This is a genomic window from Massilia sp. 01N410 (genome assembly GCF_056399665.1).
The window spans coordinates 40,935-63,121 of the sequence record NZ_JBFTRV010000009.1 but is presented as its reverse complement, the minus strand read 5'-3'; the positions used below and the strand labels follow the sequence as shown (position 1 = coordinate 63,121).

Annotated in this window: 21 protein-coding genes; 14 read left to right on the top strand and 7 right to left on the bottom strand. The window is 64.2% G+C overall.

The window, feature by feature from the left end:
* Nucleotides 1-9: 9 nt before the first annotated feature.
* Nucleotides 10-912 (bottom strand): LysR substrate-binding domain-containing protein, encoded by a 903-nt coding sequence (locus AC1DOP_RS14045; RefSeq protein WP_442122028.1) that lies wholly within the window; start codon nucleotides 910-912, stop codon nucleotides 10-12.
* Between the two features lie 112 nt (nucleotides 913-1,024).
* On the opposite strand from AC1DOP_RS14045, the gene AC1DOP_RS14040 reads away from it, so the two are divergent.
* Genes AC1DOP_RS14040 through AC1DOP_RS14030 form a run of 3 tightly spaced genes read left to right on the top strand, consistent with a single transcriptional unit; the run spans nucleotide 1,025 to nucleotide 3,980 of the window.
* Nucleotides 1,025-2,203, top strand: coding sequence for an MFS transporter (locus AC1DOP_RS14040; RefSeq protein ID WP_442122027.1), 1,179 nt, complete (start codon nucleotides 1,025-1,027; stop codon nucleotides 2,201-2,203).
* A 24-nt stretch (nucleotides 2,204-2,227) separates the two neighbouring features.
* A complete protein-coding gene (dkgB, locus tag AC1DOP_RS14035; RefSeq protein WP_477251804.1) occupies nucleotides 2,228-3,034 on the top strand; it encodes a 2,5-didehydrogluconate reductase DkgB in 807 nt (268 codons plus the stop codon).
* Nucleotides 3,035-3,047: 13 nt separating this feature from the next.
* Nucleotides 3,048-3,980: a TIGR03571 family LLM class oxidoreductase gene (locus tag AC1DOP_RS14030; RefSeq protein WP_442122025.1), complete on the top strand. Its 933-nt coding sequence runs from the start codon at nucleotides 3,048-3,050 to the stop codon at nucleotides 3,978-3,980.
* Nucleotides 3,981-4,308: 328 nt separating this feature from the next.
* Here AC1DOP_RS14030 and AC1DOP_RS14025 read toward each other — a convergent pair whose 3' ends face one another.
* Nucleotides 4,309-4,737, bottom strand: coding sequence for a YybH family protein (locus AC1DOP_RS14025; protein WP_477251802.1), 429 nt, complete (start codon nucleotides 4,735-4,737; stop codon nucleotides 4,309-4,311).
* Between the two features lie 182 nt (nucleotides 4,738-4,919).
* On the opposite strand from AC1DOP_RS14025, the gene AC1DOP_RS14020 reads away from it, so the two are divergent.
* The 4 genes from AC1DOP_RS14020 to AC1DOP_RS14005 all read left to right on the top strand — a co-directional run bounded on the left by AC1DOP_RS14020 (nucleotide 4,920) and on the right by AC1DOP_RS14005 (nucleotide 7,402).
* A complete protein-coding gene (locus AC1DOP_RS14020) occupies nucleotides 4,920-5,357 on the top strand; it encodes an antitoxin Xre/MbcA/ParS toxin-binding domain-containing protein (protein ID WP_477251800.1) in 438 nt (145 codons plus the stop codon).
* A complete protein-coding gene (locus AC1DOP_RS14015; RefSeq protein ID WP_477251798.1) occupies nucleotides 5,358-6,053 on the top strand; it encodes an RES family NAD+ phosphorylase in 696 nt (231 codons plus the stop codon).
* Between the two features lie 12 nt (nucleotides 6,054-6,065).
* Nucleotides 6,066-6,398, top strand: coding sequence for a DUF2288 domain-containing protein (locus AC1DOP_RS14010; protein WP_477251796.1), 333 nt, complete (start codon nucleotides 6,066-6,068; stop codon nucleotides 6,396-6,398).
* Between the two features lie 260 nt (nucleotides 6,399-6,658).
* Nucleotides 6,659-7,402 (top strand): GAF domain-containing protein, encoded by a 744-nt coding sequence (locus tag AC1DOP_RS14005; protein ID WP_442122019.1) that lies wholly within the window; start codon nucleotides 6,659-6,661, stop codon nucleotides 7,400-7,402.
* A 38-nt stretch (nucleotides 7,403-7,440) separates the two neighbouring features.
* Here AC1DOP_RS14005 and AC1DOP_RS14000 read toward each other — a convergent pair whose 3' ends face one another.
* Nucleotides 7,441-9,462, bottom strand: coding sequence for a bifunctional 2',3'-cyclic-nucleotide 2'-phosphodiesterase/3'-nucleotidase (locus AC1DOP_RS14000; protein WP_477251794.1), 2,022 nt, complete (start codon nucleotides 9,460-9,462; stop codon nucleotides 7,441-7,443).
* A gap of 43 nt (nucleotides 9,463-9,505) precedes the next feature.
* Nucleotides 9,506-9,946, bottom strand: coding sequence for a nuclear transport factor 2 family protein (locus tag AC1DOP_RS13995; protein ID WP_477251792.1), 441 nt, complete (start codon nucleotides 9,944-9,946; stop codon nucleotides 9,506-9,508).
* Between the two features lie 110 nt (nucleotides 9,947-10,056).
* Here AC1DOP_RS13995 and prfB point away from each other — a divergent pair.
* The 3 genes from prfB to lysS all read left to right on the top strand — a co-directional run bounded on the left by prfB (nucleotide 10,057) and on the right by lysS (nucleotide 13,412).
* A protein-coding gene (prfB, locus tag AC1DOP_RS13990) for a peptide chain release factor 2 (RefSeq protein WP_442122016.1) occupies nucleotides 10,057-11,161 on the top strand; the annotation gives its coding sequence in 2 pieces (ribosomal slippage) (nucleotides 10,057-10,137 and nucleotides 10,139-11,161; 1,104 coding nt in all).
* Nucleotides 11,161-11,823 (top strand): HAD family hydrolase, encoded by a 663-nt coding sequence (locus AC1DOP_RS13985; protein ID WP_442122015.1) that lies wholly within the window; start codon nucleotides 11,161-11,163, stop codon nucleotides 11,821-11,823. The genes prfB and AC1DOP_RS13985 overlap by 1 nt, the downstream gene beginning before the upstream one ends.
* Before the next feature lie 35 nt (nucleotides 11,824-11,858).
* Nucleotides 11,859-13,412, top strand: coding sequence for a lysine--tRNA ligase (gene lysS, locus AC1DOP_RS13980; RefSeq protein WP_477251789.1), 1,554 nt, complete (start codon nucleotides 11,859-11,861; stop codon nucleotides 13,410-13,412).
* A gap of 146 nt (nucleotides 13,413-13,558) precedes the next feature.
* Here lysS and ppnN read toward each other — a convergent pair whose 3' ends face one another.
* Nucleotides 13,559-14,929 (bottom strand): nucleotide 5'-monophosphate nucleosidase PpnN, encoded by a 1,371-nt coding sequence (ppnN, locus tag AC1DOP_RS13975; protein ID WP_442122013.1) that lies wholly within the window; start codon nucleotides 14,927-14,929, stop codon nucleotides 13,559-13,561.
* A gap of 243 nt (nucleotides 14,930-15,172) precedes the next feature.
* Between ppnN and AC1DOP_RS13970 the strand changes: the two genes are divergently transcribed.
* The 3 genes from AC1DOP_RS13970 (at nucleotide 15,173) to AC1DOP_RS13960 (ending at nucleotide 17,668) form a co-directional block, all read left to right on the top strand.
* Nucleotides 15,173-16,675, top strand: coding sequence for a peptide MFS transporter (locus AC1DOP_RS13970; RefSeq protein WP_442122012.1), 1,503 nt, complete (start codon nucleotides 15,173-15,175; stop codon nucleotides 16,673-16,675).
* A gap of 142 nt (nucleotides 16,676-16,817) precedes the next feature.
* Nucleotides 16,818-17,312, top strand: coding sequence for a hypothetical protein (locus AC1DOP_RS13965; protein ID WP_477251786.1), 495 nt, complete (start codon nucleotides 16,818-16,820; stop codon nucleotides 17,310-17,312).
* 2 nt (nucleotides 17,313-17,314) lie between these two features.
* Complete coding sequence (locus AC1DOP_RS13960) at nucleotides 17,315-17,668, top strand: translation initiation factor Sui1 (RefSeq protein WP_477251784.1); 354 nt, start codon at nucleotides 17,315-17,317, stop codon at nucleotides 17,666-17,668.
* 12 nt (nucleotides 17,669-17,680) lie between these two features.
* On the opposite strand, the gene AC1DOP_RS13955 is transcribed toward AC1DOP_RS13960, so the two are convergent.
* A complete protein-coding gene (locus tag AC1DOP_RS13955) occupies nucleotides 17,681-18,235 on the bottom strand; it encodes an SEL1-like repeat protein (RefSeq protein WP_477251782.1) in 555 nt (184 codons plus the stop codon).
* Nucleotides 18,236-18,369: 134 nt separating this feature from the next.
* Here AC1DOP_RS13955 and AC1DOP_RS13950 point away from each other — a divergent pair, with 134 nt between their 5' ends.
* Nucleotides 18,370-19,626: a glycoside hydrolase family protein gene (locus AC1DOP_RS13950; RefSeq protein WP_477251780.1), complete on the top strand. Its 1,257-nt coding sequence runs from the start codon at nucleotides 18,370-18,372 to the stop codon at nucleotides 19,624-19,626.
* A gap of 26 nt (nucleotides 19,627-19,652) precedes the next feature.
* Here the strand turns inward: AC1DOP_RS13950 and AC1DOP_RS13945 are convergent, their stop codons facing one another.
* Nucleotides 19,653-22,154 (bottom strand): TonB-dependent receptor domain-containing protein, encoded by a 2,502-nt coding sequence (locus tag AC1DOP_RS13945; protein ID WP_477251778.1) that lies wholly within the window; start codon nucleotides 22,152-22,154, stop codon nucleotides 19,653-19,655.
* Nucleotides 22,155-22,187: the final 33 nt, after the last annotated feature.

Genomic DNA, 22,187 nt, shown 5'->3' with positions numbered 1-22,187 from the left:
AAAACCCGATCAGGCCTCGAACGGACGCTTGCCCAGTACCGCCACCACGTGGTCGACGAAGCAGGTGATGCGGGCGGCCAGCGCCGTGTTGCGGTAGTAGACGGCATTGATGGGCTGGAGCACGTCCAGGGTCTGTTCCGGGAAGAGCTGGACCAGCCGGCCGTTCGCGCGGTCTTCGCGGGTCATGAAATCCGAGAGGCAGACGATGCCGAGGTCGGCCAGCGCCATCTGCCGCAGCGTCTCGCCGCTGGACGAGGCGATGGTCGGGCGGATGCGCAGCGTGCAGCCGTCGGTATCGCGCAGCGGCCAGTCGTTCAGGGTCTCGGGCTGGTTAAAGCCGAGCAGCACGTGCTGCCCCAGTTCCTCCGGTCCGGCCGGGGTGCCGTGACGCGCCAGATAGGCCGGGCTGGCCAGCACGCGGATCCGGCTCGTTCCCACCAGCCGGGCGTGCAAGGTCGAATCCTTCAGGACACCGATGCGCAGGGCCACGTCGGTACGCTTTTCGATCAGGTCGGTGATGCCTTCGTTCGAGTTCAATTCCAGCTCCACGTCCGGATAGCGGGCGCGGAAGCCTTCGATCAGCGGCACCAGCACATGCAGCATGAAGGGCGTGGCCGCATCGACCCGCAGCCGCCCGGCCGGGCGCATGCGCCGCGCCGCCATCTGTTCTTCCGCCGCGTCGACCGAATCCAGGATGGTACGCGCATGTTCCAGGAAGGTCGCGCCCTCTTCCGTCAATTCCAGCCGCCGCGTCGTCCGGCGCAGCAACGTCGTCTGCAGCTTTTCTTCCAGCCGTCCCAGCGCGCGGCTGGTCGCCGATACCGTCATCCCCAGCAGTTCCGCCGCGCCGGTGAGCGAGCCCGTGTCCACTACGGCCACGAAGGCCTGCATTTCGTCGAGGGTTGTCTTCATTTTTGATTCAAACGCAAAAGTCTTTGGTCGCTCAGGGTCTTAATCCGCAAATATAAACCAAGGACAATACTTCCATCGAAAAACCCGACGGATTCTTCTTCAAGGAGCTGCAATGAAATCTTCAACCGCCTTATTGGCCCTGGCGACCGGCGCCTTTGCGATCGGCACCACCGAATTTACGCCCATGGGGCTGTTGCCGGTGATCGCCGACGGCGTGAACGTCAACATCCCCACCGCCGGCATGCTCGTGTCCGCCTACGCGATCGGCGTGATGGTCGGCGCCCCGGTGATGACCCTGCTGTTCAGCCGCTTCGGCAAACGGGCGGCGCTGATGTCGCTGATGCTTATCTTTACGGTCGGCAACCTGCTGTCGGCATTCGCGCCAGGCTATACCACCCTGCTGCTGTCGCGCCTGATCACCAGCCTCAACCATGGCGCCTTCTTCGGCATCGGCGCCGTCGTGGCCGCCAGCGTGGTGCCGAAAGAGAAACAGGCCAGCGCGATCGCGGCCATGTTCATGGGCCTGACGGTCGCCAACGTCGGCGGCGTGCCGGCAGCCACCTGGATCGGCCAGCAGGTCGGCTGGCGTCTTGCCTTCGGCGGCACCGCCGTACTGGGCCTGATCACCATCGGCGCGCTGTGGCTGGCCCTGCCGAAGGGTGAACCGGGCGAACGTCCGGACGTGCGCCGCGAGCTGAAGGTGCTGACGAGCCGCGAAGTGCTGCTGGCCATGGGCACCACCGTACTGGGCTCGGGCGCCATGTTCGCGCTCTACACCTATGTGGCACCGATGCTGGCCGAGATCACCCAGGCCAGCCCGGGCTTCGTCGCCCTCGCCCTGGTACTGATCGGTATCGGCTTCACCGTCGGCAATAGCCTGGGCGGCCGCCTGGCCGACTGGTCGCTGGATGGCGCCACCAAGCTGATCCTCGCTTCGCTCGCCGTCGTCATGGTGCTGCTGCCGCTGCTGATGAAAACCCATGTCGGCGCCTCCATCGGCCTGCTGGTCTGGGGTGCCGCGGCTTTCGGCATCGTGCCGCCGGTACAGATGCGCGTCATGCAGGCTGCCTCCCAGGCGCCGGGTCTGGCTTCGTCGGTGAACGTCGGCGCCTTCAACCTCGGCAACGCGGTCGGCGCGGCCCTTGGCGGCGTGGTCATCGGCCAGGGACTCGGCTATGCGGCTGTGCCTTACGTCGGCGCGGCGCTCGCTGCCGGCGGTCTCGCCCTGGTCTGGATCGGCAATGCCGGGCGCCAGCGGGATGCGGCCTGCACTTCCTCTTCTTCCATCTAATTCGACTTGATAAGGACATATACCATGAGCAAGATCCCTTCCTTCGGCGTCGGCACCTTCCGCCTGACCGGCCAGACCGTCATCGATTCGGTGTCGACCGCACTCGAGCTCGGCTACCGGGCGGTGGACACGGCGCAGATCTACGGCAACGAAGCCGAAGTCGGCCAGGCCGTGGCGGAAAGCGGTGTGCAGCGCTCCGAGCTGTTCCTGACCACCAAGATCTGGACCGCCAACCATGCGCGGGAGCAGCTCGTCCCCAGCCTGCGCGAGAGCCTGGAGAAACTGCGCACCGACTATGTCGACCTGACCCTGATCCACTGGCCGGCGCCCGGCAACGGCGTCGAGCTGCCGGAGACCATGGAAGCGCTGGCCGAAGCGAAATCCCTGGGCCTGACGCGCCAGATCGGCATCTCCAACTTCAATATCGCACTGACGCGGCAGGCCATCGACGTCGTCGGCAAGGACCAGATCGCCACCAACCAGATCGAGCTGAGCCCCTACCTGCAGGGCCGCAAGCTGACCTCCTTCCTGGAAGAACAGGGCATCACCGTCACTTCCTACATGACCCTGGCCTACGGCAAGGTGCTGAAGGATCCGGTGCTGGCGCGCATTGCCGACAAGCACCAGGCGACCGTGGCCCAGGTGGCACTCGCCTGGGCCCTGCAACTGGGCTATGCGGTGATTCCGTCGTCCACGAAGCGCGAGAACCTGGCCAGCAACCTGCTGGCGCGTGAACTCGCGCTGGACGCCGACGACATGGCGCTGATCGCGGCGCTCGACCGCAACGGCCGCGAAGTCAGCCCCGAGGGCCTGGCGCCGGTGTGGGACTGAAGGGAGACCCGCCATGAACAGCCCCGCGCTCGCTCGCCTTGCCTCCGGTGGTTTCAGCATCGGCATCGAAGCTCCGCTGGACAACGACTGGACCCAGGCCGGCGAGAACGCCCGGCGCGCGTCGAAGCGGCTGCCCGGCGAGCCGGACCTGCAGCGCCATGCCGACCTGGCGCGGCTGGCCGACCGGCTCGGCTTCCGCGCCCTGTGGGTGCGCGACGTGCCGGTGTATGACCCGTCCTTCGGCGATGCGGCCCAGGTGTTCGAGGTATTTTCCTACCTGGGTTACCTGGCCGGCATCACCGACGACATCCTGCTCGGCACCGCCGCCGTGGTGCTGCCGATCCGCGAGCCCCTGCTCACGCTGAAGTCGGCCGCGACCGTGCAGCGCCTGAGCGGCAACCGCCTGCTGATGGGCGTGGCCAGCGGCGACCGGCCGGTCGAGTATCCGCTGTTCGGCCGCGACTTCGCCGGGCGCGGCGGCAGCTTCCGCGAACAGGTGGCGCTGCTGCGCGATGGCGCGCAGGCTATCCTGCCGCCGGGACTGGACGTGCTGCCGAAGATGGATGCGCCGCTGCCGCTGCTGGTGGCCGGTCTCGCCCAGCAGGAGCCGGCCTGGATCGGCGGACGGATGGATGGCTGCCTGGCCTATCCCGGCACGCCCGAGGACCACCAGCACCGCGTCGCCGCCTGGCGCGCGGTGGCCGGCGCCAAGCCCTACGCCAGCTTCATCCACCTGGACCTGGCCGAGCGGCCCGACGAGCCCCTGCAGCGCTGGCGCTTCGGCCTGCGCGGCGGCCGCGAGGCACTGATCGCCGAACTGCAGGCACTGCGCGCAGCCGGCGTCGACCACGTCGGCCTGCACTTCCGCCGCAACCGCCGGCCACTCGACGAAACCTTCCACGAGATCGCCGAGCACGTGCTGCCGCATTTTCATCTCGCCCGCTAAATTCGGGGTCAGAGCACATTAGAAATGCAATTCGGGGTCAGAGCGCATTTTTTGGCAACTTCCTGCGGTCAGTTGTCTAAAAAAGTGCTCTGACCCCGAATTATTGCAGGTCAAGGGATATCGATTTTGGCTTGCAGTTGTACGGCTGTTCGCCGGAATCGACGCCGATCTTCTTGCCCCTCGGCCTTTCCCGGCGCCAGATCGTCAATTCGGCGTCCGAGCACATTTTTGGACAAGTTCCTCAGGGCCGTTGCCTAAAAAAGTGTTCTGACCCCGAATTTCATTAAAAAAGTGCTCTGACCCCGAATTAGCGACGAATTATTGGCGCTCAGGGCGTGTCGATTTTGGGCTTGCAATTGCACGGCTGTTCGCCGCGGTCGAAGACGATCTTCCAGCGCCCTGGCGCTTCCAGGCGCCAGATCGAGTTGAAGCGGCCGATCTTCTTGCCGCTGGCGTCGTAGACCGCGCCGCCGCTGTAGGCCAGGGTGCCGGACTCGACAACCTCGACTTCTTCCGGCTCCCAGGAGAACGGCGGCTGGTGGCCGTCGTAGTATTTCTTCCAGGCGGTGGACACGGCTTCGCGGCCGCGCAGCACGCTGCCCGGGCCCGAGAAGAACACGGCTTCCTCGGACAGGAAGCTGGTGAAGGCCGCGTGGTCGCGCGCCTTCATGGTGGCGGCGAAGGCGCGTTCGGTGTCGGCCACCTGCTTCTTCAGCTCGGCATTCGAGGGGCGCGCCGCGCTGGCGACCGCCAGCATGAACATACTGATACACAAAACCCCAATCGACAGCAGACGCATGCGTCCTCCACATGTTGAACTTCGGGCTTGAAATCGGCTATTGCTAAGCGGACAATTTTGTCACGGCAATACTGTTTGCACAAGTCACTTGCATCGAGTCCGTAAGCGGAGTATAAATGGTCCGAAACCGGAGGATTCCTATGAGTCTTGCCTACGCTTACCCGAAGAGCCGCTTCGAAACGGCAGTGCTGGTCGACCTCAACGACCGCGCACAACGCGAACGCTTGTCGCGCTCCGCGCTGCTGGGCTTTTTCCAGCTCGCCAATGCCTGGCAGGTACGCGACGACGATGCGCGCGAGCTGCTCGGCGGCGTCTCCTCGTCCGCCTTCTACGAATGGAAGAAGCATCCGGACCGTGTGCTCGAAGTAGACCGCATCACCCGCATCTCCTACCTGCTCGGCATCTATAAGGCCCTGCACATCCTGTACGGCGACAAGCTGGCCGACGAATGGGTGCACCTCCCGAACAGCAATCCCGTCTTCAATGGCCGCGCGCCGCTGGCCTTCATGCTGGCCGGCGGGCTGCTGTCGATGCAGACCGTGCGCCGCCTGCTCGACGCCCGCCGCGGAGGGCTGTGAGTGAAACCGGTCTCCAGGCAGGAACCCGGGCTCACCCAGCTGCGCCAGTTCGACACCGTCCGCCTGATTCCGTCCCGCTTCGCCGATGCCGAAGACTCGGTGCTGGCGCCGCTGGCGGAAAGCGATGCCATGCTGCGCGACCTGTTCGACCTCGACAACGCCACCAATGACCGCCTGCGCGGCGAGTCCGGACTCCTCCCCGGCATCGGCATGGACGAGCTGGTGTTCGGCGTGCCCAACTTCCGCATGATCAATGCGGCCTATACCTATGCGCGCCCGGAAGGCAGCCGCTTCAACGACGGCGAACGCGGCGCCTGGTACTGCGCCTTCGAGCTGGAGACGGCGCTGGCCGAGGTCGGCTTCCACAAGACCGTCGAATACCAGGAGATCGGCCGCTTCGACGACAGCGTCAGCTACCAGGCCCTGCTGGCCGACTTCACCGCCACCTTCCACGACCTGCGCGGCATCGACGCCTACGCCGAGTGCCTGGCCCCCGACAGCTACATCGCCTCGCAGCGGCTGGCGGCGGAACTGCTGGAAGCCGGCTCGATGGGCATCATCTACCCAAGCGTGCGGCGGCCCGGAGGCACGAACCTCGCGTGCTTCCGCCCGGCCCTGGTCGGGAATGTCCGCAAGGGCCAGGCGTATCGGTTAACATGGGCGGGTTCGCCGGCTCCCACGGTCGAACCCATCTGATTCAATGAAGCCATGAAAACCGATCCATTAAAAGACACCGAACTGCACGACAAGATCAACCGCGAGACCGCCCGCATCAACTGGTCGGAACTGGAGCGCCATTTCGCCCACGGCGCGGTGATCTACGTGAGCCAGGAACTCGACCTGGTCGAGGTGGCCCTGCGCATCGCCCACGACGACAAGGAACACATCGCGCGCTGGATGAGCGAAGGCAAGGTCGCCAAGGTGTCGGACGCCCAGGCCCTCGAGTGGCAGGCGACCGACGCCCGCCTGTGGGCCTCGGTGGTCAATCCCTTCGTGCTGGTGCAGACGGACAAGGCCGCATCAAGCGACACCCTGCACTGATCCGTCAGCGCGATCCCCGGCGCCGCCCGGCCGGCGCCGCAGTTCTTGATCCGCACCGCCTCCCGCCTTCCTATTTACCGAAACTGAGGGAACATTTTCCACATTATTTCCAATAGGCAATATAATCTTTGCTTTTTCAGCCCATCCTCAGGGGAAGCGAGCTATTGCATTTAAGCAAAATTTCGGCGTCTTGACGAAATTGCAGAAGACAAGATTTGTGCAAAGTTATCCGCTATACTGAAGGGAGACGAGGAAAGTTTATGCAGAGCAATACGAAACCCGACGATCCGGTGATGACCACGAGCGAAGTGGCCCGCCTGCTAGGCGTTGCTACCAGCACCGTGCAAATCTGGATGGAAAGTGGCGCGATCGAGTCCTGGAAAACGCCGGGAGGGCATCGCCGTACACGCTTGAGCCTGGTCCAGGGTCTACTGCATGGAAAGGACGACAACGCCCATCTGCGTCCCGCGGCCAGCAACGACAAGGAATTCCTGCCGGCGGCCGATCCAGGGTATCCGGTCCCGGCCGACGAACGCGCGCGCCTCGCGGCCGTCGGCGCGAGCGGCCTGGTCGACACCGACGAGGAAACCCGCTTCGACCGCATCGTCCGCCTCGCCACCATGGTGACCGGTTCGCCGATCGCCCTGATCTCCCTGTTGACTTCAAGCCGCCAGTGGTTCAAGGCCAGGGTCGGCCTCGAACCGCGCGAAACACCGCGCGACTGGGCCTTCTGCTCGCACGCCGTGATGCAGGACGAGATGTTCGTGGTCGAAGACGCCCTCGACGACGAACGCTTCCGCAACAATCCCCTGGTCCAGGGCGATCCGCAAATCCGCTTCTACGCCGGCGTGCCGCTGCGCGACCGCTCCGGCCACGCGCTTGGCACCCTCTGTGTGATCGACCGCGAACCGCGCCGCCTGCGCGCCGCCGAGGTGCAGGGCCTGCTGGACCTGGCTGCGATTGCTTCAGGTGAGATTCAGGCTAGCCGGCCGAACCGGTTCTAAAGCGCCCCGTCGTGCCGGGCAACGTCCGGCACGACCGTTCATTTTGCCAAGTCCACCGCATACAACGCAAACCCCTTCCCCAAGCCATCGTCCGCAGCCAGCTGCGTCACATTCCCCAACCCGGCCGCGCGCGCCAGCTCCAGCTTGCCCGGCGCCGAATGGAACACCACCGGTCCCTTGGTCGCCACCTTCGCAAAGCGCCAGCTGCGCTGCGAACCATTGGCCTCACGGCTCAGGCGCTTCGCTTCCTTGATGTACGCGATCAGCACGTCGCGGCTGGCGTCCGGCGCCGTGAACACCGTCTTCGCGCCGCCCTCCAGACCCGGGAAATTGCCGCCGCCGCTGGCGCGGTAGTTATTCGTCGCGACCAGGAATTCCTGCCCCGCCGGCAGCGGCGCGCCGTGCAGCTGGAGATTGCGGATGCGCTGGCCCGGCGGCCGGGTCAGGTCGATCTCGTAGCCGAGTTCCGGCGAGGTCACGGTGTCGAAGTTATAGCCGGGGAAGCCGGTGTTGACCAGCTCCTGCGGCTCGCTCCGGTCCGGATCGATGGTATTGAAGCGGCCCGCCGCCTTTTCCAGCCAGGCCTTCAGGCCGGCGCCGTCGACCTTCACCACCGCCAGCGCGTTCGGATACAGGTAGAGGTCGGCCGCGTTGTTCAGGGCCAGGTCGCCGGCGGCGACGTCGGTGTAGTCAAGCACGCCGGCCGAACCGGTCTTGAAGGGCGCCGATACCGACAGCACCGGCAGCTTCGCGAACTGCGGCAGATTCTCCGCCACGTAATGGCGCACGTAGGCGGCCTGGGCCTGGTTGACGATCTGGATCGCCGAGACGTCGCCGACGTCGGCGAAATAGGTCGACATGCGGAAGTCCGCGCTGCCGATCGGCGTCTTCACGTAGCGGATCGTGGCTTCGTGCTCGTCCTTCACCAGCGACATCACCGCCGGATCGGCCGACACATAGCTCTTGTCCGGCTGCTGGGTCGTGCGGTTCTCGACGATGGCGGCGTCCTGGTCGGCGCGCCAGCGCTTGCCGTCGTAGCGCAGCTGCAGGCGCACCACGCCCAGGTTCTTGCCCCAGAGGTTGGCCATCACGGTCGGCACGCCGAACACCCTGCCCTTCGCCTTGTCGACGTGCGGCAGGTTGAACTGGGCGACGGTGCTCGATGGATTCGGGAACAGCTGATGCGAATGACCAAGCAGCAGCGCATCAATACCACCCAATGCGCCGCCCGCCTGGGCCAGGTAGTAATTCCCGTTCTCCATTGTCGGCGAATACGGGCTGGCATCCAGGCCGCCGTGCGAGATCGCCACGATCAGGTCGGCGCCCTTGGCGCGCATCTCCGGCAGGTAGCGCTTCGCGGTCTCGACCAGGCCTTCGGTGTAGACCTTCCCCTCCAGCCAGCGGCGGTCCCAGTTGACGATGGCCGGCGGCGTGAAGCCGATGATGCCGACCTTGACGGTGGCCTCGACGGATTTGCCCTTGGCGTCGACCGCCTTGATGCGCTTGCTGAGGATACGGTAGGGCTCGAAGAGGGGCTTCTTGGTCCTGGTGCTGTAGACGTTGGCGAGCACCACCGGGAAGCCCGGTCCGGCGCACTGCCTGCCAGGAACGCCCTCGACATCGAGGCGCTGGCCGGTCACCTGGCCCAGGTAGGCCAGGCCGAAATTGAAATCGTGGTTGCCGATGCCGATGCCGTCGTAGCCGATCTTCTTCATCGCCTTGTAGATGCCCAGCAGCTGGCCGCAGCGCAGCGGATCGACGGTGGCCTGGTAGTCGCCCAGCGCATTGCCCTGGATGGTGTCGCCGTTATCGAACAGCAGCGTGTTCGGGAAGTCGCGGCGCGCCTGGGCGATCAGCGAGGCGGTGCGGTCCAGGCCCAGCGAAGGATCGGCGGCCAGCTTGAAGTAGTCGTAGCCGACCACCGCCGAGTGCAGGTCGGTGGTTTCCAGGATCGCCAGTTCGGCGCTGCTGCCGGCCGGTACGCGTGCGGCCGGCGCCGCGCTGGACAGGGAGCTCGCGCTCAGCGCGAACAGGACGAGGAAGCTCGATCGGGAAACCATAGGCGATATCTGAAGGATGACGGGGCGGATTATAAACGCCCGCTCACTTCTTCTCGGTATTGAAGGTCTTGTTCGCGATGAGCCAGCGTCCGTCCTTCTTCAGCAGCGCCATGTGGTCCGTGAATTTCATGTCGGGATAGTCGAGCGTGATCTTGGCCACCGCGGCGTCGCCGGTCAGGTCCAGCACTTCGATGCTGCGCCGGCGCTGGGCTTCGTCGGCGGCCGGCTTGCCGTCGAAGCGCGTGGCGAATTCATCCACCGACAGGTTCACCTTGCCGCCGATGATGCGGGCGTCCGGACGGAAGGCCTCATGGACGTAGCGCCGCTCACCGCTCGCATGCGCGCGGATATAGGCCTCGAGCGGCACACAGACGGCGGCCAGTTCGCCGCTGGCACCGGCACACCCTTGCGTGGAAGCGGCCGCCGCACCGGCGGCGGCCAGCATGGACAGGCCGGCGATGGCGGCCGCTAGCAAGTTGTACATATTGCCTCCAAATAAACATTTTTATGGCGGCATGCTAGCAGAAACCGGCGCGCCTGCAGTGGGGTATAATCTCCGGTTCGATTCAACCTACTAAAAATACGTCACCGACCATGGAAGCTGAACGCATCAACGCCCTTTCCGCCCTGCTGAACGACCTGAGCAGCCGTGAAGCCGAACTTCGGAGGTATCTTTGACTTCGATAAGAAGTCGGAGAAACTAGAACAGGTCAACCAGGAACTGGAAGACCCGACCGTCTGGAACGACCAGAAGCGCGCCCTCGACCTGGGCAAGGAAAAGAAGGCGCTGGAAGGCGTCGTCCTGACGCTGGAAAAAGCCCGCGCCGACATCGACGACTCGCGCGACCTGTTCGAAATGGGCCGCGAAGAAGGCGATGACGACACCATCGAATCCGTCGAAGGCGACGCCGCCGAGATCGCGAAGGTCATCGAGCAGATGGAATTCCGCCGCATGTTCAGCAACCCGATGGACCATGCGAACTGCTTCATCGACATCCAGGCCGGCGCCGGCGGCACCGAAGCCCAGGACTGGGCCTCGATGCTGCTGCGCCAGTACCTGCGCTATTGCGAGCGCAAGGGCTTCAAGGCCGAAGTGATGGAAATCTCCGAGGGCGAGGTCGCGGGCATCAAGACCGCCACCATCAAGGTCGAGGGCGAGTACGCCTACGGCCACCTGCGCACCGAGACCGGCGTGCACCGCCTGGTCCGCAAGTCGCCGTTCGACTCGGCCAACGGCCGCCACACCTCGTTCACCTCGCTGTTCGTGTACCCGGAGGTCGACGAGTCCTTCGAGATCGAGATCAACCCGGCTGACGTGCGCATCGACACCTACCGCGCATCCGGCGCCGGCGGCCAGCACATCAACAAGACCGACTCCGCGGTGCGCCTGACGCACGCCCCGTCGGGCATCGTGGTGCAGTGCCAGAACGACCGCTCGCAGCACCGCAACAAGGCCGAAGCCTTCGACATGCTGCGCGCCAAGCTGTTCGAACTCGAGCTGCGCAAACGCATGGCCGAGCAGCAGAAGCTGGAAGACTCGAAGACCGACGTCGGCTGGGGCCACCAGATCCGTTCCTACGTGCTGGACCAGTCGCGCATCAAGGACTTGCGCACCGGCTTCGAGACCGGCAATACCAAGAACGTGCTGGACGGCGACCTCGACGACTTCATCTCGGCTTCGCTGAAGCAGGGAGTGTGATGAGCAAGCCCGCCTTCATCTTCGACATGGACGGCACCATCGTCGACAACATGGCCTTCCACACCAGGTCCTGGCTCGAGTTCTTCGCCCGCCGCGGCAAGGAGTACGAGGCCGAGGCCTTCTTCCGCGAGACCGCCGGCGCCCAGGGCCGCGAGATCCTGCGCGCCCGCCTGGGCGACGAGGTCACGGACGAGGAAATCGCCGCCCTGGCAGCGGAGAAGGATGCGCTGTACCGCGAGATGTACGGTCCGCACCGCGCCGCCATCAAGGGCTTCGACGACTTCGTGACCGCGGCCGACGAGCGTGGCGTGGCGCTGGCCGTGGCGACGTCCGCGCCGCCGAAGAACATCGTCTTCACCCTCGACGAACTCGACCTGCGCCGCCACTTCGGGGCCGTGGTCGGCGCGACCGACGTCAAGCAGGGCAAGCCGCATCCGGACGTGTTCCTGAAGGCCGCCGAGAAGCTGGGCGCGAATCCCGCCGACTGCATCGTCTTCGAAGATGCGCCGATGGGCGTGGAAGCCGCGCGCCGTGCCGGCATGCGCGCCGTGGTCATCACGACCACCCTGCCTGCCGACGCGTTCGCGGAGTTCGACAACGTGCTCAAGATCGTCAACGATTACGACGAGCTGTCCGTTGAGGACCTGCTGGGCGTCCTCTGACCTGCACGTGAACCAAACATAGATAGATACCTGATATGAGCACCGAAAACCAAGAACAAAGCCAGGAACAGCAAGCGGCTTCGCTGCAGCTTGATGACAACAAGATCATCGCCGAGCGCCGCGCCAAGCTGGCAGCGATCCGCGAAAAAGGCGTGGCCTTCCCGAACGACTTTGTCCCCCAGCACAAGGCTGCCGGCCTGGTCGAGACCTATGGCGGCTGGACCCGCGAGCAGCTCGAAGCCGAACCCCAGCAGGTGGTGCTGGCCGGCCGCATGATGCTCAAGCGCGAAGCCGGCAAGAAGGCCGCCTTCGCCACCCTGCAGGACGCCTCGGGCCCGCGCGCCGACGGCCGCATCCAGATCTACGTCACCCTGGACAACACCGGTGAAGAAGCGATGGAAGCCTTCCGCCACTACGACCTGGGCGACATCCTGGGCGTGGAAGGCACGCTGTTCAAGACCAAGGTCGACGAGCTGACCGTCAAGGTGACGAAGCTGCGCCTGCTGTCGAAGTCCCTGCGTCCGCTGCCGGACAAGTTCCACGGCCTGGCAGACCAGGAGACCAAGTACCGCCAGCGCTACGTCGACCTGATCATGAACGAAGAGACGCGCCGCACCTTCAAGGCGCGCACCGCCGCGATCGCGTCGATCCGCCGCTTCATGCAGGACAACCAGTTCATGGAAGTCGAGACCCCGATGCTGCACCCGATCCCGGGCGGCGCCGCGGCCAAGCCTTTCATCACCCACCACAACGCGCTGGACATGCAAATGTTCCTGCGTATCGCGCCGGAGCTGTACCTGAAGCGCCTGGTGGTCGGCGGCTTCGATCGCGTGTTCGAGATCAACCGTAACTTCCGCAACGAGGGCGTCTCGATCCGCCACAATCCGGAATTCACGATGATGGAGTTCTACGCCGCCTACACCGACTACAAGTGGCTGATGGACTACACCGAGGCCGTGATCCGCCAGGCCGCGATCGACGCCCACGGCACCGCCGAAGTCACCTACGGCGGCCGTCCGCTGGACCTGGGCAAGCCCTTCCACCGCCTGACCATCGTCGAAGCGATCAACAAGTACGCGCCGGAGTACACCAGCGAACAGCTGAACGACGCCGAGTTCCTGAAGAAGGAACTGCTCGAGAAGTTCGGCGTCAAGCCGCACATCATTTCGGGCCTGGGCGCGCTGCAGCTGGCCCTGTTCGAAGAGACCGCCGAAGCCCAGCTGTGGGAGCCGACCTTCATCATCGACTACCCGGTCGAAGTCTCGCCGCTGGCGCGCGCTTCCGACAACCGCCCCGGCATCACCGAGCGCTTCGAGCTGTTCATGGTGGGCCGCGAGATCGCCAACGGCTTCTCGGAGCTGAACGATCCGGAAGACCAGGCAGCCCGCTTCCAGGCCCAGGTGGCCGCCAAGGATGCCGGCGACGAAGAAGCGATGTTCTATGACGCCGACTACATCCGCGCACTGGAATACGGCCTGCCCCCGACCGGCGGCTGCGGCATCGGCATCGACCGCCTGATCATGATCCTGACGGATTCGCCGAATATTCGCGATGTGCTGCTGTTCCCGCACCTGCGCAAGGAAGACTGAGCTTGAGTGACGCGTGATGCGTCACAAAAAAGGCGCGAAACGGGAGACCGTTCGCGCCTTTTTTAATGCCGTCATCCGTAAAACCGTCATCCCCGTGAAAACGGGGATCCATACGTCGCGTGATCTGTGCCTCAGGACGGTGGCTATTAACGGACCACCCGATAGCAGGGAATATACTCTTTGCCCGGCAACTTCATCCGGCTCTGCTCCACGAACGACTGCAGCAGCTTGTCCATCGGCGCCATGATCTCATCCTCGCCATGGATCTCGAACTTCCCATACTTCTCGATCGCCCGGATCCCCTCCTCCTTCACGTTACCGGCCACCACGCCCGAGAACGCACGGCGCAAATTGGCCGCCAGCAGGTGGGTCGCCTGGTTCTTGTGCAGCGACAGGCTGCGCATGTTCTCGTGATTCGGGCGGAAGGGATGCTGGAACTCGGGGTCGATCTTCAGGCCCCAGTTGAAGTAGTAGGCGTCGCTGCGCGACTTGCGGAATTCGCGCACCTGGCGGATCCCGGTGTGCATCTCCTGCGCCACCGCTTCCGGATCGTCGACGATGATCTTGTAGCGGCGCTGCGCCTCTTCGCCCAGGGTCAGGCCGATGAACTGGTCGATCTGCTCGAAGTATTCCCTGGCCGTCGACGGGCCGGTGAACACCAGCGGGAACGGCATGTCCGCGTTCTCGGGATGCAGCAGGATGCCGAGGATGTAGAGGATCTCTTCGGCGGTGCCGGCGCCGCCCGGGAACACCACGATGCCGTGGCCGGTGCGCACGAAGGCTTCCAGGCGCTTCTCGATGTCCGGCATGATGACCAGGTCGTTCACGATCGGGTTCGGCGACTCGGCCGCGATGATGCCCGGTTCCGAGATGCCGAGGTAGCGGCCGCCCTGCAGGCGCTGCTTGGCGTGGCCGATGGTGGCGCCCTTCATCGGGCCTTTCATCGCGCCCGGGCCGCAGCCGGTGCAGATGTCCAGTTCGCGCAGGCCGAGCTGGTAGCCGACGTGCTTCGAGTAGTTGTACTCGACGCGGTTGATCGAGTGGCCGCCCCAGCACACCACCAGGTTCGGATTGCGCTGCGGCTGGATCACGTTGGCGTTGCGCAGGATGTGGAACACGGCATCGGTGATGCCTTCCGGCCGCTGCAGGTCGAAGCGCGGATTGTCCGTCACTTCGAAGCTCACGTAGACGATATCGCGCAGCACCGCGAACAGGTGCTCGTGGATACCCTTGATCATCTTGCCGTCCACGAAAGCGTGGGCCGGCGCGCTGCGGATATCGAGCTTGATGCCGCGCTCGCGCTGGATGATCTTGATGTCGAAATCCTTGTAGCGTTCGAGCAGTTCCTTGCCGTCGTCGATCGAACTGCCGGAATTCAGTACCGCCAGCGCGCATTTGCGAAAGACCTGGTACAGGCCACCCTGGCTGGTATCGAGCAGCTTTGCCACTTCCGCCTTCGACAGCACTTCCAGGCGCCCCTCCGGGGATATCAATGTGTCGACAACGTCGTTCGTCATATTCCTCTTCCCTTTCTGTTCAGTGTTTCCGTACAGCCTTTTCGCCAATATACGACATCTCCCACGAGTTTGCCCCCACACTTGCGCAGCCTTTTCTCGTCAATACTATTGATCCGGAAAAAGTTGCCTTAACGAGCAGAATTTCCACTAAAATGCGACGCTATTGGATTTGCGCCCGCACACGATGCGGGCATGCGGCCCAATCATTCCTATTCTTATAAAACGTATTTGGGGAGGAACCGCATGAGCGGTGCAGCTACTTCTACCGTCGAACAGAAAGCGATCCCGGAATTCAAACAGATCATGGGACACCCAGCGCCGCTGTGGATGCTGTTCATGACCGAATTCTGGGAGCGCTTCGCTTTCTACGGCATCCGTTGGGCCCTGGTGCTCTACATCGTCGCCCAGTTCTACGGCGGCAGCGGCGTCGGCCAGGCCGACGCCAACCTGACCTACGGTTCCTACCTGGCGCTGGTCTACGCCGGCGCCGTGTTCGGCGGCTACATCGCCGACCGCGTGATCGGCTACCAGCGTTCGATCCTGGTCGGCGCAGCCTTCATGGCGGCCGGCCTGTTCGCCATCACCGTGCCCGATCCGAACGTGTTCAAGCTCGGCCTGGCCACCATCATCGTCGGCAACGGCATGTTCAAGCCGAACATCTCGACCATGGTCGGCCAACTGTACGGCATCGGCGACGAGCGCCGCGACTCCGGCTTCACCATCTTCTACATGGGCATCAACAGCGGCGCCTTCGTCGCGCCGATCCTGACCGGCTGGCTGGCCGGCGCCATGTCCGGCAGCACCGGCGTGCCGGCCTACAAGGTCGTGTTCTTCGCCGCCGGCATCGGCATGCTGCTGTCGCTGGTCTGGTTCCAGATCGGCCGCAAGGGCCTGAAAGGCATCGGCGCACCGGTCGGCGAACTGGCCAGCCCGACCCGCCTGATCGGCGTGATCGTCGGTTCGCTGGTCGTGATCCCGCTCGTCTACTTCCTGCTGAAGCTCGGCGCCGACACCATCCAGTACATTCTCTCGGCGCTGTTCGTCGCGCTGGCGGTCATGCTGCTGGTCGAAGGCATCCGCAACGGCAAGGTCGCGCGCGACAAGGCCATCGCCATGCTGGTCATCTTCTTCTTCAACGTGATGTTCTGGTGCTTCTTCGAGCAGGCCGGCAGCTCCTTCACCTTCCTGGCCGACAACATCGTGCGCCGCGACTTCGGCGGCTGGATCTTCCCGACCGGCTGGTTCCAGTCGGTGAACTCGATCGCCATCATCGTCTGCGCACCGATCGTGGCCGCAGTCTGGGTCTGGCTGGGCCGCGCCAATCCGTCGATCCCGCGCAAGTTCGGCCTGGGCCTGATCTTCAACGGCCTGGCCTTCCTGCTGCTGATGTTCGCGCTGCAGCACCTGGTCGGCGCCGACAGCAAGATCCCGTTCTGGACCCTGTTCATGGTCTACGTGATCCAGTCCATCGGCGAACTGTGCCTGTCCCCGATCGGCCTCTCGATGGTCACCAAGCTGGCGCCGGTGCGCCTGGTCGGCCTGGGCATGGGCGGCTGGTTCCTGTCGACCGGCATCGGCAACAACCTGTCGGGCATTTTCGCCAGCCACATCTCGGGCGAAAAAGGCATGAGCGTGGAATCGGCACTGAGCGGCTACACCTTCGGCTTCTACGCGCTGATCGGTTCCGGCATCCTGCTGTTCCTGATCGCGCCGCTGATCCAGAAGTTGATGCATGGCGTGAAGTAAACTTCCCGCGTCCCTGACGACACGGCGGCCTGCGGGTCGCCGTTTTTGTTCCGGGACGCAAAGCCCCATCCCCTATAATGGATGGCTATTTTTACACGTTACAAGCCGGTTTAACCGCACTTAACCCTACACTTGCTTCAACATGATGTTCGATTTAATGCTCACCTGGTTCCAACATTGGCTCCCGCTCATTCAAGGATTTGCAGCATTGGCTTCGATTGGAGGGGCGATGCTGTCTTGGCGTTTTGCCTTGAAAGCACAACGAGCCCGGGCAGAGATGACCAAGAACATCGTTACCTCCAAACTGATCGCCGTTTTAGAATTCGCGTTGAAGCGTTTGGACGAGATCAGGGAATTCGCAGTTCTGCCAGATGGCAAACCGGACTATTCCGCATATCGCCTCAAAGGACAGGAAAGCAAGAAAATTCTGGAATCGACGCTTGCCGAAGTGAAAGCTTCTGGCTCGTACTTCCGCAAGCTCCCTGAAATGTGGAACGAATCGATCAATCAACTTCGTTTCGCGGCGAGCAAGCCTGAAGCTCATGAAATTGAACAGGCCTGCAAGTGTATTACTTTCGTCCTGGCCGAGCTGAAGCTCCAGGCATCAACTCGTGAATTGTCTCCCTCCGAGAGCTGAGCATGAAAGATCGTTCGAATAGCGGCCTCGTCTACTCCACCGAAAGCGGCCGCATGTGCCCCGATTGCCGGCAGCCGGCCGCGGAATGCATTTGCAAGGCCAGGACCGCGATCCTCGGCGACGGCGTCGTCCGCGTCTCGCGCCAGACCAAGGGCCGGGGCGGCAAATGCGTCACCATCGTCAAGGGCCTGCCGCTGGACGCGATTGCGCTGGCGGCGCTGGGCAAGCAGTTGCGCACCGCCTGCGGTTCCGGCGGCACCGTCAAGGATGGCGTGATCGAAATCCAGGGCGACCACTGCGAGCTGGTCGTCGCGGCACTGGCGAAACATGGACACCACGCCAAGCGGGCCGGCTGAACGAAGCCCCGATTATTGATTCGGTGTCGCCCTGGAATAACTGGCGATATAGAGCTTGGCCAGCTTTTCGGCCGCCTGGAACTCGGCCGGTGAGAGCTTGGGTAAGAGCCTTGCGAGCGACTGGCTCGCGTCGCGTGCAATCCGGGCCTCCAGCTCATCGGCGGCCGCAGACGCCTGGTTGGCCGTGGCTGCGCACCGATACCAGGCATACGCCTTGACGACACTTTGTTCGACGCCCTTGCCATCTTCGGCTGCATGACCAAGATGCCACTGGGATTCCCGATCGCCACTTTCCGCCGCCTGCGTCCACAGCGAAATAGCCTGGCTGATATCGGCCTTGCCTCCCAAACCGTAGTAAAGCAGATACCCGAGGTTGTTCTTGGCTGAGGTTTCGTGCTCTTCCGTGATTGCTTTTGCCCAGTGTTGGCGTGCCGAAGCGTAGTCCTTCGTTCTATAAGCCTGGACGCCGAGATTATATTCAGACGCTTTCGGCGTTGAACCGGCGCACCCGCAGAGCGCTGAAAAACACAGGAACGCGACGGTCTTTTTAAACGATAGCTTGCTCATGTTGCCATTATAGCCAAAGCAACAGGGACTGGAACGGCGCCGCGTTCCGAACCTCCGCACGCCTGGATACGCGGCGAAATCCGACTCGTGGCATCCTACGACCTCGACCGGGCCGGCCCGGGAAAGGAGACTGCATGGCGAAGCATCCAGGAATATTTCCAACATTCTTCCTGTCCGGTTTTGAATGCTCCAATTTCCTCTGGGGCGAGCGTCCCGGGGTGCGCCGCAACCTGATCGCAGAAACCCGGCACGACCGCCACGCTGCCGAGGATTACCATATCCTCGCCGAGCTCGGCATCGCCGTCTCGCGCGAAGGCATTCCCTGGCCCCTGGCCGATCGCGCCGGCGGCGGACAATACGATTTCTCGATGGTCGATCCCTTCATCGAGGCCATGAACGCGTCGAAGATCATTCCGATCTGGGACCTTTTCCATTACGGCTATCCGGACGGCCTCGATCCGTACGACGACGCCTTCGCCAGCCGCTTCGCGGCCTATTGCCGGGCCGCCGCCGCATACGTGGTCCCGAAAGTGCGCGGGCCGCACTTCTTCACGCCGATTAACGAGATCACCTTCTTTTCCTTCTGCGCCGGCGAATGGGGATGGGCCGCGCCCTACCGCTGCAGCCGCGACGACCGGATGCGCCTGCGGCTGGCGCTGTGCCGGGCCGCGATCGCCGGCGTGAAGGCGATCCGCGAAGTCGATCCGGATGCACGCATGGTCCACATCGATCCGCTGGTGCGGGTGGTGGCGCCGCGCGACCGTCCCGACCAGATCGAGGCCGCGCGCCACGAGACCGAGGTCGACACCTTCCTGGCCTGGGACGTCATCTATGGCCGCGAGCATCCGGAGCTCGGCGGCGCGCCCGAGATCCTGGATATCGTCGGCGCCAACAATTACTCGTTCGGACAGATGGAATACCGCGAACACGGACCGCACAAGCCCCTGGACCCCGGCGACGACCGCATCGCGCCACTGTGCGACATGCTGCAAACCGTCTGGGAACGCTACCGCCGGCCGATGATCATCGGCGAAACCAGCGGCATGCGCGACGGCCGCGCCGACTGGCTGCACGACGTGATGTGCGAATCGCTGGCGGCGGTGCGGCGCGGCACGGACCTGCAAGGGATCTGCCTCTTCCCCGCCGTCGACATGCCGGACTGGCATACCGGCGAGTGGCTGCACAACGGCATCTGCGACCTGGTCGAAGAGAACGGCGACCTCAAGCGCGTGCCGGACGGCAAATACGTCGACGAACTGCGGCGCTGGCAGAAGGAGCTGAACCGGGTCACCAGGCTGGACGAGGATCCGTTCAGCGACCCGGTTGAACTGCAGGACGTGGTCGATGCGGCCCAGCGCCTCGACATGCAGCCGGATAAAGACTGGTGCTGAGGGACTGGCGCTGAGCCGGCAGCCACTTACTGCTTGTCGGACGGCTGCGTCTGGGCCGGCGTGGTGGCTGGCTTGGCAGCCGGCGTAGCAGCCGGTACCGGCGCACCCTTCTGCGCTTCGCTCGCAGCCTGGGCCTGCGCCTGCTGCATCTCCTGCGCCCGGCGCATCGCTTCGCGCGCCTGCGGGCTGTCGACGTTGATGCCGGCCGCCTGCATCGCGTTGCGCACCGCGTCGTTGCCGGTCGTGCCGCCGAAGGTGTAGCGCAAGCCCACGTAGAGGCGGCGCTGGTGCACGGTGGTGTCGGTGCGGTCGCGCAGCACATCGGTCTCGACGCGGAATTTCTGGTCGGTCGAGCGCAGTACGTCGTTGGCGCGAATGTTCATCGACAGGCGCTTGTCGAACTTGTGTTCGTAGGCCAGGTTCATCATGCCGAAGGGCTCGCGGTAACCCTCGCCCGACAGCAGCTTACCCTGGCGGAAGGTCATCAGGGTCAGCACGTCGTCGGGGCCGATCTGCCATTGTCCGCCGCCCTGCAACTGCAGCGAGGGCGAGGAGCGCTTGCCGCCCGCCAGGCCCATGGCATCGGTGCGGTCCTGTTCGATGAAGCCGTAGTTCCCGTTGAACATGAAGCGGATGTTGGGCAACGCGATTCCCTTGATGCGCATGTTCGGCGGGATCATGCCCATCACCGAGAACTCGATGCCGCCCGAACGGCGGTCGCCCAGGTTCTCGCGCGTGGTCAAGAGCGTGTTCGCGTCGAGGAAGACGCGGCGGTCGGTGATGACGTCGGATTCCTTGCGCAGGTAGCCGCGCACGCTCACCGGCATCAGGCCCTTGATCTTGGTTTCGTAACCCAGCTCCAGCGAGTGCAGCTTGACCGCATGCAGGTGCGGATTGCCCGAGCTGACGTAATAGTCGTTGGCGTAGTTGACGAAGGGGTTCAGGTCGCCCGAGGTCGGGCGCGAGATGCGGTCGGCGTAGGACAGGCGCAGGTTCGAGTACTGGTCCAGCTTATACGTCAGGAACAGGCTGGGCAGGTAGCTGGTGTACTGGTTGGTGGCCTGGACGCCGGTGGTGACCTGGTCCAGGTCCTGGTCGGTGCGCTCGACCCGCAGGCCGCTCTTGAAGGACCACAGCTTATTCAGCGGCATCTCGTAGGTGCCGTACACCGCCACCACGTCCTGGTCGAGGTCGAACAGGTTGCTGCGCCGGGTGTCCAGGCCGCCGCCGGTCAGGAACAGGTAGCGGTTGTCGGCGGTCTGCTGCAGGCGCTGCAGGCGTGCACCCGCGTTCAGGAAGCCGGGGCCGGCCTTGCCCGAATAGTCGGCGCTCAGGTCGGTCATGCGCACGCGCGTGTCGACGTTCTGCGCGTAGTCGCGCAGGGTGGGCGCGCCGGTGGCCGGCATCGCCAGGGCCTGGTACAGGGTCGAGGTGTCCGCGCTGTTGTTGTTCGACGAGTGGCGCAGGTCGATCTTCAGCGTCTCGCCATCGGAGTTGAAGCGGCGCTCGAAGCCGGTGACGATCTCGTGGTTGCGCGAATCGCCGTCGGTCTTGCGGCGCGTGGTGTAGTCGACGACCGGCGACTGGGTCGTGCGGAAGTCCGTGAAATGCTGGTTCGAGTCGGCGTCGTTGCCGCGCTTGTTGACCGAGAACGAGCCGGTGATGGTGTCGCGCTCGTTGTAGTTGTAGCGCCCGCCCATGCCGGCCTGGACGAAGGTATTAATGCCATGGTTGTGCGAATCCTGGCGCAGGCGGCTGATCGCGCCGGTCGTCGGATCGATGCGCTCGCGCAGCTGTTCGGTGTCGGTGTCGTTGCCGTCGCGGCGCACGTTCAGGGTGCCGTTCACGGAGGCATAGCCGGCGCTGTAGCTGCCGTTGGCGAAGGCGTTGGCGCGGCCGCCCGGGCCGACGTTACTGGCCACCGTGCCGTTCCCGCCCGGCTTGGTGTAGCGGCGCGAGATCAGGTTCAGGATCGGGCCGCCGCCCGCCTCGTTGCCGAACTCCGCGCCCGGGTTGTTGATCACCTGGACCGATTCATAGTTCTCGGCCGGCAGCGCATTGATGGCGGCGGCGCGGTTCTCGCCCTGCAACTGGGCAGTCGGCTTGCCGTCGACCAGCACCGTCACGCGCTCGCTGCCGCGCAGGCGCACGGTGCCGTTCGGGTCGACGTTCACCGAAGGCACGTTGTTCAGCACGTCGCCGATCGATGCGCCGGCCGTGCTGGCGTCATTCTTGATGTCGTACACTTGGCGGTCCACGCGGTTGGTCTGGCGTTCGCTGACCACGTTCACGGTGGCGATCTGGCCCTGCGGCTGCTGCGGCGCATCGGCGCTCACCGCGGCCGGAGCTTTCGCATCCGCCTCCTTCGCTTTCGCCGTTGCGGCCGGCTTGGCGGCGCTGGTTTCGAGGGGCTTGCCGGCGGCAGGCGCCGTTTGCGCGCCGGCGTCGACGCTCAGGAACAGCAGGGCGATGGCCGCCGGGATGGCCTTGCAGGCGGAGGGAACAGTGACCGCGGAGTGACGAGACATATGTATAAGGAAAGATGATGAAAAGTAAAAAGA